At 73.9% G+C, this 17060-nt stretch carries 17 protein-coding genes, 1 pseudogene and 1 riboswitch; of the genes and pseudogenes, 3 read left to right on the forward strand and 15 right to left on the reverse strand.

Features of this window, described 5'->3' with window-relative positions; genetic code table 11:
• From E1265_RS18410 to E1265_RS18425, 4 genes are all read right to left on the reverse strand, one after another.
• Nucleotides 1–1055: CbiQ family ECF transporter T component (locus E1265_RS18410; protein ID WP_243740912.1), on the reverse strand; the 1055-nt coding region annotated here is incomplete at its 3' end.
• The gene (locus E1265_RS18415; RefSeq protein WP_207931129.1) at nucleotides 1052–2080 is read right to left on the reverse strand and encodes a hypothetical protein; all 1029 of its coding nucleotides are present in this window, start codon (nucleotides 2078–2080) and stop codon (nucleotides 1052–1054) included. The genes E1265_RS18410 and E1265_RS18415, both read right to left, overlap by 4 nt.
• A gap of 82 nt (nucleotides 2081–2162) precedes the next feature.
• Nucleotides 2163–2312, reverse strand: a riboswitch (adenosylcobalamin (AdoCbl) riboswitch).
• A 90-nt stretch (nucleotides 2313–2402) separates the two neighbouring features.
• Nucleotides 2403–2957 (reverse strand): YbaK/EbsC family protein, encoded by a 555-nt coding sequence (locus E1265_RS18420; protein ID WP_132931396.1) that lies wholly within the window; start codon nucleotides 2955–2957, stop codon nucleotides 2403–2405.
• A gap of 30 nt (nucleotides 2958–2987) precedes the next feature.
• A complete protein-coding gene (locus E1265_RS18425) occupies nucleotides 2988–3563 on the reverse strand; it encodes an XRE family transcriptional regulator (RefSeq protein WP_132931397.1) in 576 nt (191 codons plus the stop codon).
• Between the two features lie 101 nt (nucleotides 3564–3664).
• Here E1265_RS18425 and E1265_RS18430 point away from each other — a divergent pair, with 101 nt between their 5' ends.
• On the forward strand, nucleotides 3665–4525 hold the full coding sequence (locus E1265_RS18430; RefSeq protein ID WP_132931398.1) for a DMT family transporter: 861 nt from the start codon (nucleotides 3665–3667) through the stop codon (nucleotides 4523–4525).
• A gap of 296 nt (nucleotides 4526–4821) precedes the next feature.
• On the opposite strand, the gene E1265_RS18435 is transcribed toward E1265_RS18430, so the two are convergent.
• From E1265_RS18435 to tuf, 3 genes are all read right to left on the reverse strand, one after another.
• Complete coding sequence (locus E1265_RS18435) at nucleotides 4822–5295, reverse strand: DUF4442 domain-containing protein (RefSeq protein WP_132931399.1); 474 nt, start codon at nucleotides 5293–5295, stop codon at nucleotides 4822–4824.
• A 65-nt stretch (nucleotides 5296–5360) separates the two neighbouring features.
• Nucleotides 5361–6230, reverse strand: a complete 870-nt coding sequence (locus tag E1265_RS18440) for a fused MFS/spermidine synthase (RefSeq protein WP_165953786.1) — start codon at nucleotides 6228–6230, stop codon at nucleotides 5361–5363.
• 60 nt (nucleotides 6231–6290) lie between these two features.
• Nucleotides 6291–7466: an elongation factor Tu gene (gene tuf, locus E1265_RS18445; RefSeq protein WP_132931400.1), complete on the reverse strand. Its 1176-nt coding sequence runs from the start codon at nucleotides 7464–7466 to the stop codon at nucleotides 6291–6293.
• Nucleotides 7467–7884: 418 nt separating this feature from the next.
• Here tuf and E1265_RS18450 point away from each other — a divergent pair, with 418 nt between their 5' ends.
• Entirely contained in the window at nucleotides 7885–8796 is a 912-nt protein-coding gene (locus E1265_RS18450) for an undecaprenyl-diphosphate phosphatase (protein WP_132931401.1), read from the forward strand.
• A 39-nt stretch (nucleotides 8797–8835) separates the two neighbouring features.
• Here E1265_RS18450 and E1265_RS18455 read toward each other — a convergent pair whose 3' ends face one another.
• Nucleotides 8836–9714, reverse strand: coding sequence for an aldo/keto reductase (locus E1265_RS18455; protein WP_132931402.1), 879 nt, complete (start codon nucleotides 9712–9714; stop codon nucleotides 8836–8838).
• A gap of 201 nt (nucleotides 9715–9915) precedes the next feature.
• On the opposite strand from E1265_RS18455, the gene E1265_RS18460 reads away from it, so the two are divergent.
• Nucleotides 9916–10938: a LacI family DNA-binding transcriptional regulator gene (locus E1265_RS18460; RefSeq protein WP_243740913.1), complete on the forward strand. Its 1023-nt coding sequence runs from the start codon at nucleotides 9916–9918 to the stop codon at nucleotides 10936–10938.
• 60 nt (nucleotides 10939–10998) lie between these two features.
• Here the strand turns inward: E1265_RS18460 and E1265_RS18465 are convergent, their stop codons facing one another.
• The 7 genes and pseudogenes from E1265_RS18465 to E1265_RS37115 all read right to left on the reverse strand — a co-directional run.
• Complete coding sequence (locus E1265_RS18465; protein ID WP_132931403.1) at nucleotides 10999–11205, reverse strand: hypothetical protein; 207 nt, start codon at nucleotides 11203–11205, stop codon at nucleotides 10999–11001.
• Between the two features lie 334 nt (nucleotides 11206–11539).
• The gene (locus E1265_RS18470; RefSeq protein WP_132931404.1) at nucleotides 11540–13021 is read right to left on the reverse strand and encodes a glycoside hydrolase family 43 protein; all 1482 of its coding nucleotides are present in this window, start codon (nucleotides 13019–13021) and stop codon (nucleotides 11540–11542) included.
• Between the two features lie 88 nt (nucleotides 13022–13109).
• Nucleotides 13110–13481 (reverse strand): annotated as a pseudogene (locus E1265_RS18475) (RpiB/LacA/LacB family sugar-phosphate isomerase); the annotation flags it as partial.
• Nucleotides 13478–14425 (reverse strand): PfkB family carbohydrate kinase, encoded by a 948-nt coding sequence (locus E1265_RS18480; RefSeq protein WP_165953787.1) that lies wholly within the window; start codon nucleotides 14423–14425, stop codon nucleotides 13478–13480. The pseudogene E1265_RS18475 and the gene E1265_RS18480, both read right to left, overlap by 4 nt.
• 75 nt (nucleotides 14426–14500) lie before the next feature.
• Nucleotides 14501–15511 carry a LacI family DNA-binding transcriptional regulator gene (locus E1265_RS18485; RefSeq protein WP_132931406.1) on the reverse strand — a complete coding sequence of 337 codons (1011 nt, stop codon included), beginning with the start codon at nucleotides 15509–15511 and terminating at the stop codon, nucleotides 14501–14503.
• Nucleotides 15512–15623: 112 nt separating this feature from the next.
• On the reverse strand, nucleotides 15624–16715 hold the full coding sequence (locus E1265_RS18490) for an NAD(+)/NADH kinase (protein WP_165953788.1): 1092 nt from the start codon (nucleotides 16713–16715) through the stop codon (nucleotides 15624–15626).
• Between the two features lie 152 nt (nucleotides 16716–16867).
• Nucleotides 16868–17060: hypothetical protein (locus E1265_RS37115; protein ID WP_165953789.1), on the reverse strand; the 193-nt coding region annotated here is incomplete at its 5' end.

Consider the following 17060-nt stretch of genomic DNA (forward strand, 5'->3'; position numbering starts at 1 on the left):
GCGAACACGGCGGCGAGCGGCAGCGGCGAGACCTCGGGCCAGGCGAGCGGGCTGAGCGAGGGGTAGAGGTTGGCCGGGTCCACACGGGAGGACAGGAACATCAGCCCGGCGGTGGTCAACCCGGTGGCGACGGTGAGGAGTTCACCGGCGCGCCAGCGGTCGGGGCGGTAGTTGCTGCGCCGTACCCGGCGGCCGCCGAGCAGGAAGCCGAGCACCGCGACGCCGGCCCCGGCGAGCAGCAGGGGCACCCCCAGGTAGTGGGGGGACGCGCTGTCGAGCAGCCCGTAGAGGCCGGCGCTGATGCCGAGCAGCCCGGCGATGACGAGGGTGCCGACGACCAGCCTGACGCGCGGCGGCGTGTCGCCGGTGCGGCCGTAGCCGCGGGAGGCCATGGCGGCGGCGAGCGCGAGCGAGCGGCTGAGAGCGTCCTCGAGCACCGGGATGACGATGCCGCGCAGCGCCGCCGTGCCGCGCTCCCGCGCGCCGCGCAGCCGGCGGGCGCGGCGCACCCGCTGGACGCTCTCGACGAGTTGCGGGGCGACCGAGAGGGCGACCACCACGGAGGTGCCCACCTCGTGCAGGGCGCCGGGCAGCGCCTTGAGCAGGCGCTTGGGGTTGGCGAGGGCGTTGGCGGCCCCGACGCACACGATCATGGTGGCCAGTTGCAGCCCGTCGTAGGCGCCGCCGAGCACCTCCTCGGCGCTGACCGGGCCGAGCAGCCGGATGCCGGCGGCGGCCTCGGGCAGCGGGATCTCGGGCAGGGTGAAGAGCACCGTGCCGCCCTGGCCGCCGCCGAAGACGATGCGGAACAGCACCCGCAGCACGACGATGAAGGCGCCGAAGACGAGGTACATCCGGAAGGACAGCGCCCAGGGCGCGTCGCTGCGGCGCCGCACCACCACGTAGCCGGCGACGGCCAGCACGAGGGCGAGCAGCAGCGGGTTGGTGGTGCGGCTGGCGGCGATGGCGAGGCCGAGGGCCCACAGCCACCAGGCGCCGGGGTGCAGGGCGCGGGGCAGCGGGGTGACGACGCGGTCCAGGACCCCCGCGCTCACTTCTCGCCGGCCGTTCGGGCGGCGCGGCGTCTGCGCCAGGCGGCCAGGCCGCCGGCGGCCACGAGCGCGGCGAGCAGGCCGAGGGTGGCGACGGTCGAGGCGGACGGTCCTGAGGACTCAGAGGCGGCGCGCTCCTCCTCGAACTCCTCGTCCTGGCCGGACCAGTCGGCGGCCTCGGAGGGGGTGGGTCCCGGCGTGGTCTCGGCGGTCTCCTCGTCCTCGGCGGCCGGCCGCTCCGTGCTCTCCTCCTGGTCCGACCCCTGGTCGTCTCGGTCCTCAGAGGGCGGGGTGGCGTCGTCGCCCGGGTCGGCTCCGGCGCCCGCCGCGTCCGGCTCGGACTGGCCGCCGGAGGATGCGGATCCGCCGTCCTGACCGCCGGTGCCGCCGCTCGCCGAACCGCCGTCGGTGCCACCGGAGTCGCCGCCCGCCGCGGAGCCGCCACCGGCGCTCGACCCGCTGTCGCCGGACGAGCCGCCGCCGCTGGACGAACCGCCGCCGCCCTGCTCGTCGTCCTCGGCCGGCCGCACGGGGGCGACGCCGGGCGCCGGGGCGTCGCCGGTCTCCCGGTCGAGCGAGAAGGACCAGCCCTCGAAGCTGCCCTCCCGCGGGGTGCGGTAGGTGGCGCCGAGCTGGCTGTAGGTCCACTGACCGCCGTTGTCCGCGTGCCAGTAGGACCAGTAGGCGCTGGCCGGCGGGGTGTCCACGCAGGACTCGCGGTCCGCGCCGGGACGGTTGTTGATCCGGCAGACGAAGGCGTCGCCCCAGCGGCTGGTGCCGCTCACCTCGAACCCGGCGTTGCGCAGCGCCGCGAGGCCGTCGGACTGACCGCCGGGGGCGCAGCGCACCACCCGACCGCCGCCGAGCTCACGGAAGTCGACCACCACGGTCACGCCGCTGGAGTCGGGACAGAAGCCGGCGGTGCCGGCGAGTGCGGGCCCCGCGGCTCGGGCGCCGGCGGGCAGGAACGCCGTCAGCACGGCGAGCAGCGCCGCCAGGACGGCTGCGCGGACTCCGGCGCGGGGCATCGTGTCCCTTTCGATGAGAGACCGCCATGGTCTCCCTCACGGAACCGACGCGCGTTGACGAGAATCGGCTGGGACGGCGCATCAGGGCTCCACGCTGTAGACCGTGACAGTGAGAAGCTGTCCGCGGGCACGCCGAGCGATCCGACTCACGGCGCGGGGCGCCGTTCACGGTTGCAGGTCAGTGCCGGAATTCCACCGGCTTCCCTCGGTTGTGCCCGCATGGAGTTGTCCATCCGCCCTCGGGCGGAATCGCCCTTCAGGATAAGGCCAATTCGCACCCCTGACCAGCCGTCCGCAGGGTGGTGCACGCCTCATCCGACGGTCAGCGACCGAGGTCCTCCAGGACGACGGCGCCGGGGAGTTGGAGGAGCGCCTTGCCCGGCAGGATCAGCTTGCCGCGGCGGCGGCCGCTGCCGACGAGGACGTGCGGCAACGCGGTCACGGCCGCGTCGAGCAGCAGCGGCCAGTCGGCGGGCAGGCCAACCGGGGTGATGCCGCCGTACTCCATGCCCGTGGTGCCGACCGCGGTGTCGTGCGGCGCGAAGGACGCCTTGCGGGCCGCGAGTTGGCGGCGGACCACGCCGTTGACGTCGACCCGGGTGGTGGCGGGGACCAGGCAGGCGGCGAGGCTGGTCTCGCCGGCGCGCTTGCCGGCGACGACGACGCAGTTGGCCGAGGTGTCGAGCAGGTCCTGGCCGTAGGTCTCGACGAAGACGGCGGTGTCGGCCTTCTCCGGGTCGGTGTCCACGAAGAGCACCTCGTCGGCCGGCACCGGACCCCGCCACCCCCTGATGGCCGCGGCCACCGGCTCGGCGAGCAGGTCGAGGCAGTCGGGGGCGGGGCGGGCGTCGTCGAAGTCTCCGATGGGGGCGCGCATGTCCGCACGGTATCGCACGCGCCGCGCGGCTCAGTGGGTGTAGCCGGGCACGGAGACGGCCATGGTCATCTCGACGGGCTCGGTGCCGTCGTTGCGGTAGGCGTGCGGGACGTGGGACTCGAAGGAGGCCGAGGCGCCGGCCGGCACCTCGTGGTCGACGCCGTCCAGACCCAGGGTCAGCACCCCCGCGGTCACGTGGACCAGCTCCGAGGTGCCGACCGGATGGGGGTCGGAGGCGCTGCCCTCCCCCGGCATGAGCCGCCACTCCCAGAGCTCGAGCGGCCCAGGCGCCTCGGTCCCGGCGAGCAGGGTGCTGTGGCTGCCGGCCTCCGTGGACCAGAGGCGGACGGCCTGCTCGGCGGGGACGAGCCGGACCTTGGGGGCCTGGTCGAAGTCGAGCAGCGTGGTGATGCTGACGCCGAGCGCGTCGCCGACCTTCACGACGGTGCCCACGCTGGGATTGGTCCTGGCCTGTTCGATCTGGATGAGCATCCCCCGGCTGATGCCGGCGCGGGCGGCGAGGGCGTCCAGCGTGAGGCCGCGTTCGGTGCGCAGTCGCCTGAGGTTGCGGGCGAGCGACTGGGACAGCTGGTCGAGGTTGGTCACGAGCGGGCCCTCTCGATCAATATCATGAATGGCGAAGTGCAATATTTTGAGCTACGGTGCCTCGGACTCCACGTCCAACACACTGCACTGCGAGGTATTCGATGGTAGCCCTGGCCCTCGCCACCAGCCTGCTCTGGGGCCTGGCCGACTTCGGCGGCGGGCTGCTGGCGCGACGCGTCCCCGCGCTCACGGTCACGGTGGTCTCGCAGACGCTCGCCGTGCTGGTGCTCGGCGTGATCGTGGTCGCTACCTCGGCGTGGACGGAGTTCGGCTGGCGGTTGTGGTTCGCGGTCGCGGCCGGGCTGATCGGCCCCCTGATGATGCTGTGCTTCTACCGGGCGTTGGCACGCGGGCCGATGGGCGTGGTGTCGCCGCTGGTCTCCACGGCGGTGGTGGTCCCGTTCGCGGTGGCGATGCTCCAGGGCGAGCGGCCGGGCGGCGCGCAGTACACCGGGCTGCTCGTCGCCTTCGTCGGCGTGGTGCTGGCCGGCGGGCCGCAGCTGCGCGGCGCGACGGTGCAGCGCGAGACGCTGGGTCTGACGCTGGTGTCGGCGCTCGGCTTCGGCGCGGTGCTCGCACTGATCGCCGCCGCGTCCACCACGGTGACCGGCCTGTTCCTCGCCCTGTTCACGCAGCGACTGTGCAACGTGCTGGCCGGCGGGGTCGCGCTGTGGGTCGCCGCGCGGCGCGGCTCGCCGCCGCTGCCGGAGGAGGGGGTCGGCGCGGTGACGGCGGCCCTGCCCTCGTTGCTCTTCGTGGGGCTCGCCGACGTGGCGGCCAACGCCACCTACGCACTGGCCACCCGGATCGGCCCGGTGACCGTGGCCGCGATGCTGGCCTCGCTCTACCCGGTGGTGACGGCGCTCGCCGCCTGCGGGATGCTGCGCGAGCGGCTGCGCGCCGTCCAGGCGACGGGCGCCTGTCTGGCGATGACGGGCACCCTGCTGCTGGCGGCCGGCTAGCTAGGGCCGCCGCGGTCACGGCGGGGGCTCGGTGTCGTGCGACCGTCAGCAGCAGGAGCTCTCGTCATGCGAGCTGGAAGCCGCCTGTGCGGGCGCGACGGCGAGACCGGTGGCGAGCGCGGCGATGACCGCGGCCCCGGCGAGGACGCGTCGGATACGCATGGGTTCCCCTCCCCCGTGAGCACCCCGAAGGCGGGGCACGGCGCCCCGAGCCTGGCCGTCCCGGGCGCCGAGCGGTAGCGCCGCGCGCCGTCCCGGACCGTCCCGGACGGAGGAGCGCGCCCGAGACCCGCGCCCTAAGCGTGCGGGTCGTTCGGGCGGAGGGTCCACACGACGGTCATCTCGCCGGTGACCGCGCCGTCCTCGCGGCTGATCTCGATGGTGATGGGGAACTCGGGCCGCCGTCCGGCGTCGAGTTCGGCGATGACGTCGGCGGCCGGGCGGCCGAGGGTGGCGACGGCGGTCACCGGCCCCCTGGCGACCTTCTTGAACGCGATGTCGGCCCTGACGGGCAGCGGCACGGCGCGGGACAACTGGTCGCCGAACGCGGCCAGCACGATGGCGCCGCTCGCGGACTCGGCCAGGGTGAACATGGCGCCGGCATGCGGGCCGCCGAGGTGGTTGGCGAACTCCGGCTGGTCCGGCAGGCGCAGCACGGCGCGCTCCGGTGTGACCTCGTCGTACCGCAGGTTGAGCGTCCGGACCATGGGCACCGTGGCCGCGAGCAGTTCGCCGACGGACGGCTCGGCGGCGGGCGTGGCGTCAGTCATACCATGAGGTTACCAGCGAGTAATGAAGGCGGGAACGGGTCGCCCTGACGTTCCGGCGGGGCCGCTCAGGCCAGGTCGAAGGCGCCGACCGGCGGGCGGGGCGAGGGCAGGCCGGCCGCCGCCCGCACCGGGGCCGCGTCGCCGATCAGCCGGGTCAGGTCCGCGCCGTGCACCACCCGCGCGGGGAACGGGTCGGCGGCGGCCCCGCGGGCCAGCTCGGCCACCGGGAGCGGGCGGTCGGACGCGACGAGCACCACGTTGCCGAAGCGCCGGCCACGCAGCACCGCGGGCTCGGCGATCAGGCACAGCTCGGCGAAGTGGACGCGGAGCGTGGCCAGTTGGGCGCGAGTGAAGTCGAGCGGAGCGGAGTCGGCGAGATTGACGGCGTAGCTGCCGCCCGGCCGCAACACCCGGGCCGCCTCCGCCACGTGCCCGACGCCGGTGAGATGGGCGGGGATCCGGGAGCCCCGGAAGACGTCGGCCAGCACGACGTCCGCCGAGTCGGTCGGCGCCCCGGCCAGCAGCGCGCCCGCGTCGACGACCGCCACCTCGATCCCGGAACCCGCCGGCAGCGGCAGCCGCTCGGCGACCAGTTCGACGAGCCCCCGGTCCACCTCGGCCACCAGCTGCCGCGAACCGGGCCGGCGCCAGGCCGCGTAGCGCGGCAGAGTGAGCGCGCCGCCGCCCAGGTGCAGCAGGTCGAGCGGGGCGCCGGGCGGCGCCGCCGTGTCCAGCACGTGCGCGAGCCGCCTGGCGTACTCGAACTCCAGGTGGCCCGGGTCGTCCAGGTCCAGGTGGGACTGGGGCGCGCCGTCCACGGTGAGCAGCCAGGCGCGCGGCCGGTCGAGGTCGGGAAGAAGTCGGGCGGTGCCCAGGGCGACGGCCCTGACCACGGGCGTCGACTCGTCCTGCGCGTCCGGGATGGGCTCGTGCACGGTCCCATTGTGGCCCGCCGGCCCGGGAGGCGTGCTCCCGGGCCGGCGGGCCGGCGGCGGTCAGTCGCCGGTGACCGCCGTGACGGTGCCGGCGCCGACGGTGCGGCCGCCCTCACGGATGGCGAAACCCAGGCCGGTTTCGAGCGGCACCGGGTGGCCGAGCTCGACCGTCATGGTGACGGTCTCGCCCGGCAGCGCCACCCCGCCGCCGGCCAGCGTGATGTCGCCGACCACGTCCGCGGTCCTGATGTAGAACTGCGGCCGGTAGCCGGTGGCGACGGCCGTGCGCCGGCCGCCCTCGGCGGCCGACAGCAGGTACACCTCGGCCGTGAAGCCGGAGCGCGGCACGACGCTGCCCGGCCAGGCCACCACGTGGCCCCGGCGCACCGCGTCCCGCGCCACCCCGCGCAGCAGCAGCGCCACGTTGTCCCCGGCCTGGGCCTCGGTCATCGGCTTGCCGAAGGTCTCGAGCCCGGTGACCACGGTCTCGAGGTCCGCGCCGAGCACCGCCACCCGGTCGCCGACCCGCACCGTGCCGCGCTCGACGGCACCGGTGACGACCGTGCCGCGCCCGGTGATGGTGAGCACGTTCTCCACCGGCAGCAGGAACGGCGCGTCGAGGTAGCGCTCCGGCACCGGGACATAGGTGTCCACGGCGTCGAGCAGCGCCTCGATCGCGGCGGTCCAGCGCGGCTCGCCGTTGAGCGCGCCCAGGCCGGAGACCCGAACCACGGGGAGCAGTTCGCCGGGGTAGCCCTGGGCGGTCAGCAGCTCGCGGACCTCGAGCTCGACCAGGTCGGTCAGCTCGTCGTCCCCCGCGTCGGCCTTGTTGAGGGCCACCACGATGTGTTCGACGCCGACCTGACGGGCCAGCAGCACGTGCTCCGCGGTCTGCGGCATCACCCCGTCGAGCGCCGAGACGACCAGGATCGCGCCGTCCAACTGGGCCGCGCCGGTGATCATGTTCTTCACGTAGTCGGCGTGGCCCGGCATGTCCACGTGCGCGTAGTGCCTGGTCTCCGTCTCGTACTCGACGTGCGCGATGGTGATGGTGATGCCGCGCGCCGCTTCCTCGGGGGCCTTGTCGATCCGGTCGAACGGGACGAAGGAGCCGGTGCCGCGGTCGCTGAGCACCTTGGTGATGGCGGCGGTCAGCGTGGTCTTGCCGTGGTCGACGTGGCCCATGGTGCCGATGTTCAGGTGCGGTTTGGTGCGCGTGTACGCCTGCTTGGGCATGGCGGGATGCTTCCTCGCTAGCTGGATGGCGGCCCGGCGCGGGCGAACTGGCCCGGGGCCGGGCACGGACCCCGTCACTGACCGGCCGACCCTCCCCCTGCGGGGTCCGCGGTGTGTCCGGGAAGGGTCAGCTTCGGGCGCCGTCGAGGTCGGCGGCCGGGGTGAGCGGCGCGAGGATGGCGGCAGCCTTCGGCGCGTCCGCCAGGGCGGACGGCGCGGGAGCGAAGGCGTACCGGGACATGTCCCCATGATCGCCCGGCCGGGGGTCGCCCGTCGATCGGTTTTCGCGGGCCCGCGTTACGGCTCGTGCCGCGCTCTGGCTTAGAGTGCCGGGGGAACGAGGCGTGGGGCCGTTCGACGCCCACGCCTGTCCATGACGTCGCCCGCTCTTTCACACGCCCGGGATACCGCAGAGTCCATGTCTTGGTTCGAATCGATCATTCTCGGGCTTGTCCAGGGGTTGACGGAGTTCCTGCCGATCTCCTCGAGCGCCCATCTGAGGCTGACCGCCGTCGCCTTCGACTGGGAGGACCCGGGCGCCGCGTTCACCGCCGTGACACAGATCGGCACCGAGCTCGCGGTGCTCATCTACTTCCGCAAGGACATCGCGCGGATCGTGTCCGCCTGGGCCAGGTCGCTGACGAACAAGGCGGCGCGCTCGAACCCGGACGCGCGGATGGGCTGGCTCGTCATCATCGGCACCATCCCGATCGGCGTGCTCGGCCTCACTCTCCAGGACGCCATCGACGGCCCGTTCCGCGACCTCCGGCTCATCGCCATGAACCTGATCGTGCTGGGGGTGATCCTGGGCATCGCCGACCGGATGGCCGCCCGCGACGCGTCCGGTGGCCGGCACCGGGCGGTCCGCGAGCGCAAGTCGCTCGACCAGCTGAGCGTCAGGGACGGCCTGCTGTTCGGGCTCTGCCAGGCGATGGCGCTGGTCCCCGGCGTCTCCAGGTCGGGCGCGACGATCACCGGGGGTCTCTTCCTCGGCTACAAGCGGGAGGCGGCCGCCCGGTACGCCTTCCTGCTGGCGATCCCCGCCGTGCTCGCCTCCGGGGGCTACGAGCTCACCTCGATCGGCGAGGAGGGCTCCCACGTCTCCTGGGGTCCGACGATCCTCGCCACGGTGGTGGCGTTCCTCGTCGGCTACGCCATCATCGCCTGGTTCATGAAGTGGGTCAGCACCCGCAGCTACATGCCGTTCGTCTGGTACCGGCTCGTTATCGGCGTCGTGCTGCTCGCGCTGATCTTCTTCGGGGTCGTGGAGCCGCACGCCGGCGAGGACATCGGGACCAGCGACGAGGTCACCACCTCCGAGGAGGGCTGACCGAGACCCCGGTCCTGCTCAGGATCCGGTGCTCCGTCGTCATGCCTCCGGAATCTCCCGACCGTAGTTGTCGAGGGTGATGGACGCCGGGTCCGGACCGCGCCGCACGCCCCGGTCGAGGTCGTCGACCGCGCTCAGTTCGGCGTCGGTGAGCTCGAGGTCGAAGACGTCGAAGTTCTCGGCGATGCGCTCGGGCCTGGTGGACTTGAGGATCGCGGAGCGGCCCTGCTGCAGGTGCCAGCGCAGCATGACCTGCGCCGGCGTCCTGCCGTGAGCGCGGGCGATGCCGCCGATGACCGGGTCGTCCAGGATGCTGGTGCCGTCGCCGCCGAAGTAGAACGTGATGCCGCCGATCGGGGACCACGCCTGGGACAGGATGCCGTGCCGGGCGTTGAGGTCGAGCAGCTCGGACTGGCGGAAGTACGGGTGCACCTCGATCTGGTTCACCGTCGGCACCACCCAGACGGAGGCCAGCAGCCGCTCCAGGTGCTCGGGCATGAAGTTGCTGACGCCGATGGCGCGCACCCGCTCGCCGGCCAGCAGCCGTTCCAGGGCACGGTAGGCGGCGATGGTACGCTCGAAGGCGCTGGGCAGCGGCTGGTGCAGGATCAGCAGGTCGAGGTGGTCGACGCCGAGCTTGCCGGTGGCCTTCTCGAAGGCGTGCAGGGTCTCGTCGTAGCCGTAGTCGTTGATCCACTTGGTCTCGATGAACAGCTCGTTGCGCTGGAGTCCTGAGCGACGGATGCCCTCGCCCACCTCCCGCTCGTTGAAGTACGCCGCGGCCGTGTCGATATGCCGATATCCGGTCCGCAGCGCGGTCTCGACCGCGGCGACGGTCTCCTCGGGAGGGATCTGGAAGACACCGAAACCAAGAGCGGGGATGTCGACGCCGTTGTTCAACGTCAGGCTCGTCGTCATGCCCGCAGGCTAAGCAGACGACCGCGCCGCGAGTCAGGCCGTGCCACGGCCCGGAGCATCATTCACCCCCAGGGACGCTCTCCCGCTCCCCGGCGACTGGCCGCCGCTGGTGGACACTGGCGGACGCTCGGTTCCGGCGAGGAGGTGAGCGATTAGGATGCCGTGATCGCCGGCCGCGGGGCCGGCCAGGAGCGGAGCGGTGTGACCGAGCGGCGTTCGGCGCGTCCCCCGAGCATGGTGGACGTCGCCAGGGAAGCGGGCGTGGCGCACGTCACCGTCAGTCGTGTGCTCAACAACCATCCGTCGGTGCGTCCGCAGACCCGGGAGCGGGTGGTCGCGGCCATAGAGCGCCTCGGGTACCGCAGGAACGACGTGGCGCGCTCGTTGAAGAGCGGGCGGTCGATGACCGTTGGCGTGGTCATCGCGGGGTCGGGGCTGTTCGAGCTGCCCCGCATCCTGCTCGGCGTCGAGGAGGCGGCGCAGCGGGCCGGCTACTGGGTGAACATGAGCAGCTGGCAGGGGGGCGACGCCGACCGGCTCGCCGCGACGGTGGACCGGCTGGCGAGCCAGGCGGCGGAGGGCGTCGCGGTCATCGCCGACCGCCTCGTGTGCGTGGAGGCCCTGGAGCGTCTCGTCACCCGCGTGCCCATGACGGTGGTGATGTCCGGCGACCTGGCGAACCCGGGCATCGGTTCCGTCGAGCTCGACCAGGAGCTCGGCGCCCGGCTGGCCACCCGCCATCTGCTGGAGCTCGGCCATCGCGACATCACGCACCTGACCGGCCGGCTCACCACCTTCGACGCCCGCGCGCGGGTGGACGGCTGGCGCGCGGAGATGCGCGAGGCCGGGGTGGCGACGCCGGAGATGCTGGAGGGCGACTTCTCGGCCGAGAGCGGCTACCGGCTGGGGCTCGAGGTGGCGCGCCGTGAGCGGCGGCCGACGGCCGTGTTCGCCGGGAACGACCAGATGGCGATAGGCGTGCTCGCGGCGTTCGCGGAGGAGGGCGTCACGGTTCCGGGCGACGTCTCGCTCGTCGGCTTCGACGACATCAAGGGGGCGGAGTACCTGGTGCCGTCGCTGACGACGGTGCGGCAGGACTTCGTGACGCTCGGCCGCACCTGCATCGAGGTGCTGCTCGGCATGATGGGCGGGGAGCGCCCGCGGCACCACCTGATCGCCCCGTCCCTCGTCGCCCGGCGCAGTTCGGCGGCGCCGGTCCGCTGACGGGCTCACGCGCGGGGGCTGCCGGTCACAGCTCGGCCAGCATGGTGTTCACCATGTTCATCAAAGCCGTGCGTTCGGGCCGCGGGCGGGAGAGCACGCGCAGGCGTAGTAGCTGCTCAGCACGTGATGGGTGAGGGCCGTGGTGTCCTGCTCACGGGCGCTCTCCCCGCTGCGCTGCCCCTCGGCGGGGGCGGCGTGGACGGCCCGCTCCACGGTGGTGAAGTGGCGCCGCACTTCCTGTGCCACCTCGGGGTCGGTGTTGGCCATCTCATCGAGGCGTTGATGGTGAGGCAGCCCGAGGAGGGCCGGTGCGCGAGGTCGATGTCGATCGCCTGGACCATCAGGTTCCGCAACCGGTCCTTGACCGGACCCGGATGCTCCAACAGCTCGGTCTGCACGACGGTGGGAGCCAGGGAACCCGGCGGCCCCCGACGTTCCAGCCGTCGCCTGTCACGGCGCGGCGCCCGACAGGCCGCGCCGCGGCGTGGGGCGGCGCAGAGAGGTGCCGTGGCAACGGCGCACCTCCCCGCCTCCCCCGGACTCCGCCCGGGGCCACCCCGCGGCGGGAGGCGTCAGGTTCCAAGAAGACGCCCGGCCAAGGCTAGTCGGCGCCCGGGTAGCTCACGGCCTCGACGGTCGCCCACGGCGTGCCGATCGGCCCGTGGTGGGCCACGCCGAGGAGCACGCCGACGAAGCCGCCGGCGTCCTCGGTGCTGAGCAGCCGGGCCTCGACGGTGGCGTGGGCGTCGAAGACGCCGTCGGCCACGGCGCCGAAGGAGTAGCGGCGCCCGTCGGAGCGTATGCCAAGACGCTGCCGCTCGGCGCCCGCGCGGTGGGCGAGGACGGTGTCGGTCCCGTGGGAGCGCAGCACCGTCTCAATGGCGACGGCGCCGTCGGGGGCGCGCCTGACCACCTGGGCGATGAAGCGGTCCTGGTTCTGGAAGGCGACGAGCGCGGTGTGCTGGTCCACCGACGCCGGGGCGGGCACCGTCGCGGCGAACGCGAAGTGGTGCCGGTCCTGGCGGCGGCCGAGGAACGCGGGGCGGCCCAGGGACGCGAGGTCGTCGGGTGCGGGGGCGAGCTCCAGGTCGGCGCCGTGCCACCGGTGTTCGACGGGTCCCCGCAGGCCGACCCAGTCGGCGGGGGCGTCGCCCTCGGGGTCCTCCTCGGCGCCCGGGCCGGTGAGCGCGCCGATCCCGGGCGCGAACACCGGCCCCTCCGGCTCCCAGGAGACCGGCACGAGGAACACCTCGCGGCCTAGGGTGTGCGCGCCGTCCACGGGTCGGACGCCCAGCACCACGGCCCAGGTGTCCCCCGCCGGGGTGTCGACCAGGTCGGCGTGGCCCACGTTGTGCACCGACGCCCCCGCCCCCATGTGACGGTGGGTCAGCAACGGGCTGCGCGGGTCGGTGGCGTAGGGGCCGGTGGGCGAACTCGCCGTGGCCGCGGTCACGGCGTGGTTGCGCTCGGTCCCGCCCTCGGCGGCCAGCAGGTGGTAGACCTCGCCCCGCCGGTACAGGTGGGGGGCCTCGACCCAGGCGCCGGTGAGCGCCCCGTGCCAGATGACCCGCTCCTGGCCCACCAGCCGGAGCGCGCGGTGGTCGAACTCGCGCAGGTAGATCTCGGCCGGTCCCGGGGCGTCGGCCGAGAGCGCGTCGCGGGTGGCGGTGAACCAGGCGCGGCCGTCGACGTCGAAGAACAGCGAGGGGTCGATGCCCTCGGCGCCCAGGTCGACCGGCGTCGACCAGGGACCGGCCGGGTCCGAGGCGGTCGTGACGAAGGTGGCGCGGCCCCGGCGGTGCTCGGCGACCGTGTAGACCACGTAGAAGAGCCCGTCGTGGTACCGGATGGTCGGCGCCCACACCCCGTCGGAGACGTCGAGCCCCGCGAGGTCGACGTGGGCCGGGTCGGCGAGCACGTGCCCCACGCGCTCCCACCGCACGAGATCCCTGCTGCGGTGCACGGGGAGCCCGGGAAAGTACGCGAACGACGAGGTCACGAGGTAGTGGTCCTCGCCGACCCGGCAGATCGACGGGTCCGGGTGGCAGCCCGCGATGACGGGACGTATCTCGGCGACGGGCACTTCGGCTCCTTGGTGATGGGGGCACGCCACTTGACGAATGACAACGTTGCCATAAGCATAGGGCAACCTCAGGCAGCGCGGCGAGGAACGCCTCGAGGACCTCGGTGGCCGTCGCGGGACCGATCAGCCACGCCCCGATGGCGATGGCGTTGGCGTCGTCGTGTTCCACGGCCTGGTGGGCGGAGTACACGTCGTGGCCAAGGCCGCAGCGGATGCCGGCGATCTTGTTGGCGGCCATCAGGGCGCCGGCGCCCGTGCCGCACACGAGGACCGCCCGGTCGGCCGCTCCCTTGCGGACCTCGTCGCAGGTGGCGAAGGTGATGTCGGGGAAGTCCACGGGCTCGTCGCCCTCCACGCCCCGGTCGAGCACCTCGTGCCCGAGGTGCTCGAGTACCTCCCGCACGTGCTCCTTGAGCCGCATGCCGGCGTGGTCGTTGCCCAGTGCGATGCGCAGGGTCACTCCCTGCTGGTGAGAGGGGAGGTGAAGCGAGTCCTGAGGACCTCGTCCAGGTCGGGGATCGACTCGGCGGCGCCGTGCCGGGTGACGGCGAGCGCCGCGGCGGCCGCGGCCCGGTGCAGCGCGGCGGGCAGGTCCGAGGCGTTCGCCCCTTCGGCGAGCGCCGCCGCCAGGTAGCCGGTGAAGGTGTCGCCCGCGGCGGTGGTGTCGACGGCCGGCACGGGGACGGCGGGGACGTGCAGCACGGGCTCCCGTCCACCGGCCGGCACCGCGTACGCGCCCCGGTCGCCCGCTGTGCACACCACCAGCGCGTCCAACGCCCGGGCGAGGGACGGCGCCTGGTCCTCGGGAGCGCCCTCGGTGACGCCGAAGAGGCGGGCCACGGCCCGCGCCTCGTGGGCGTTGACCACCAGGACGTCGAGATACGCCGGGTCGAGGTGGCGCGCGTCGGTGGGCGCCGGCGCGGCGTTGAGCATCACGGTGGCGCCCCTGGCCCGGGCGCGGCGGGCGGCGTGGGCGACCGTGGCCGGCGGGATCTCCAGCTGGAGCAGCACGACGTCGCCGGGTTCGACGGCGGCCAGGCCCGCCTCGACGTCGCGCTCGCCGACGCGGTTGTTGGCGCCGGACGCCACGATGATGCGGTTGCCGCCCCCGGGTTCGAGCAGCACCACGGCGAGCCCGGTGGGTGCCTCGGGATCCGCGCGCACCGCCGCGGTGCCCACGCCCGCCTCGGCCAGCGCCGCGCGCACCAGACGTCCGTGCGCGTCGTCGCCGGTCACGCCGACCATCGCGGTGCGGGCCCCGGCGCGGGCGGCCGCGACCGCCTGGTTGCCGCCCTTGCCGCCGGCGGTGACGCGCGTCCCCGAGCTGAGCACGGTCTCGCCGCGCTCGGGGAACACGGACAGCTCGAGCAGCTGGTCGGCGTTGAGACTTCCTACGACGTGCACGGAGGGCATGGCAGAGCTTTCGGTATGGCGGGAGAAGGATCGCGGACCCGGTGGGACCCGCGCCGACCGCGTCGGTCAGCGACCGGACCGGCCGGTGGAGGACTCGCGGACGACGAGCCGCATCGGCAGCACCTCGGAGGCGACCTGACGGCCGTCCATGACGTCGAACAGCAGCCGCGTCGCCCGCTCGCCGAGCGCGCGCGCGTCCTGCGCCACCACGGTGAGCGGGGGGTCGAGCTCGCGGAACCACTCGATGTCGTCGAAGGCGACCAGCGCGACGTCGGACCCGATGCGGCGCCCCTGCCTGCGCACCTCGCCGAGCGCGCCGACGGCCATCAGGCTGTCCGCGGCCAGCAGCGCGGTGGGCGGGCGGGCGGTGGCCAGTAACTTCTCCGTCGCCGCCGCGCCACTGGCGCTGCGGAAGTCGCCGACCGTGATGAGCTCGGGATCGTCGTCGAGGCCGTACCGCGCCACGGCGGCGAGGAAGGCGTCGTGCCGGGCACGCCCGGTCGAGACGGTGGGCGGTCCGCCGATGTACCCGACGCGCCGGTGCCCCTGGGACACGAGATGGGCCACGGCCAGGTCGATCCCCTGGGCGTTGTCGGAGGTGACGCTCGGCACGTCGAAGCCGTCGACGGTGCGGTCCACGAACACCAGGGGCGTGCGGGCCCGTTCGACCGCGCGCAGGTTGCCGCCGCCCTCCCCCTGCGGCGCGACGATGATGCCGTCGACCCGCTGGGTGAGGAACGCCTCCAGATAGGTGTCCTGTTGCCGGGTGTCCTCGTTCGCGTTGGCCAGCAGGGTCACGTACGAGGAGGCCAGCGCCGCCTGTTCCGCGCCGTGCGCGATGTCGGCGAAGAACGGGTTGCGCACGTCCGAGACCAGCAGCCCCACCGCGTGACTGCGCGTCGAGCGCAGCGCACGGGCCCGCGCGTCCGGCCGGTACCCCAACTGCTTGGCCGCCGCCCGCACCCGCTCGCGCGCGGCCGGCGACGTGGCGGAGTTGCCGGAGAGCACACGTGACGCGGTGCCCACGGACACGCCGGCGAGCGCCGCCACGTCCTTGATCGTCACCGTGCCGTCCACGAGAGGCCCTTCGACGCGAGATGCCCTGGATATGGAAACGATTCCATGGAATCGTTTCCAGGCAGCATGACGCACCGTCGGGCGTTCGTCAAGGGGCGTGACCGCGTGGGAGTCACGTCCCGCCCGCGGCGTCCCCGGGCCGCGACGGGTCGGACGGGGCGGTGAGCAGGGTGAGATGGGCGAGGTCCCCGGGCGGCGGGGTCGTCACCGACCAGAGCGGGGCCGGCGTGCCGTCGGCGACCGCGGCCGGCGCGTCGGTGAGGTTCATCCGCGCGCGCAGCCGCCCGTAGAAGTCCATCGGCTTCAGGCGGACAGCGCGGAGTCGGCGGGGGGCCGCGTAGACGCCGATCCAGTCGCCCGGGTCGAGCACGCCGCGCAGTTGGCCGTCGACGCTGACGGCCGCCTGGCCTGAGCGTTCGAGCACCCGGAGCCCGACGGGCTCGTCGGGGGCCGTGACGACCGAGCGGTCGAAGGCCATGTGGGGCGCGATCGGCGTGAAGACGAGGGCCTCGGCGCGCGGCGAGACCACGGGTCCGCCGGCGGCGAAGCTGTAGGCGGTCGAGCCGGTCGGCGTGGCCACGAGCAGCGCGTCGGCGGAGTAGGACGCCAGGAGCCGCCCGGCCACGTAGACGCCGACCGACACCTGTCGGTCCCGCGACAGCTTCTCCAGGACGACGTCGTTCAACGCGAAGACGTTCAGGGCGATGCCCCACTCGTCGTCGGTCTCGCAGTCCGCCCGCACCCGGGGCGGCGGCAGCAGGGGACCTCGCCCGTACCGCATCAACGCCTCGATGTCCGGGGGCACCTCGAGCCGGCGCGAGGCGCGCAGCGTGAGCAGCAGGCGGCGGTCGACGGCGAGCCGGCCGGCCAGGACCGCGTCGAGCGCCGAGAGCACCTCGCCGGCGGAGACCTCCGTCAGGAATCCGAGCCGGCCCAGGTCGACGCCGAGGAGCAGCGCGTCGCGCTCGGCTGCCAGCCGGGCGCCGCGGAGGAAGGTGCCGTCGCCTCCCAGGGTGACGATGAGGTCGGGATCGCCGGCGGACGTGACCTCATCGCGGGCGCTGCGGCGCCCGCCGTCCTCCCACACGTCGATGTCCGCGCAGGGCAGGGCGTGCTCGGCACACCAGGCACGCACGGCCCGCGCCGCGTCCACCGCCGCCGATCGCCCGCCGTGCACGACCAGCCCGACCCGGCTCACCGTCACGTCCGCCTCCCTACCGGTCCGCGGGCCGCTCGCCCGCCGGTCCGCCATTCTCGCGGAAATCACCCGGAACGACCGGAAACGCCGATATTCGCGCCTTTCGCGTTTTCGGCGACGCCGGCCGTGGGCGGGCGGGGGCGACGGCCGCGCCGGGGTCACGCGTCGAGGTCGCCGGCGCGTCGTGCGTGCGGGAGCCAGTCGAGGCTGGTCCGAAGCGGCGTGATCGCGTACGTGCTGGCGTCGCGTGAGAAGAGGTGGCGGGTGTAGTCGTCGAAGGCGACCTCGCCGTCGAACGAGGTGCGGAGCGCGCTCTCCAGGCGCGCGCCGACGGTGGGGGGCGTGGTGGAA

Origin of the sequence: Streptomyces sp. 8K308, from assembly GCF_004348315.1 — a bacterium.
Taxonomy (GTDB): Bacteria; Actinomycetota; Actinomycetes; order Streptomycetales; family Streptomycetaceae; genus Streptomyces.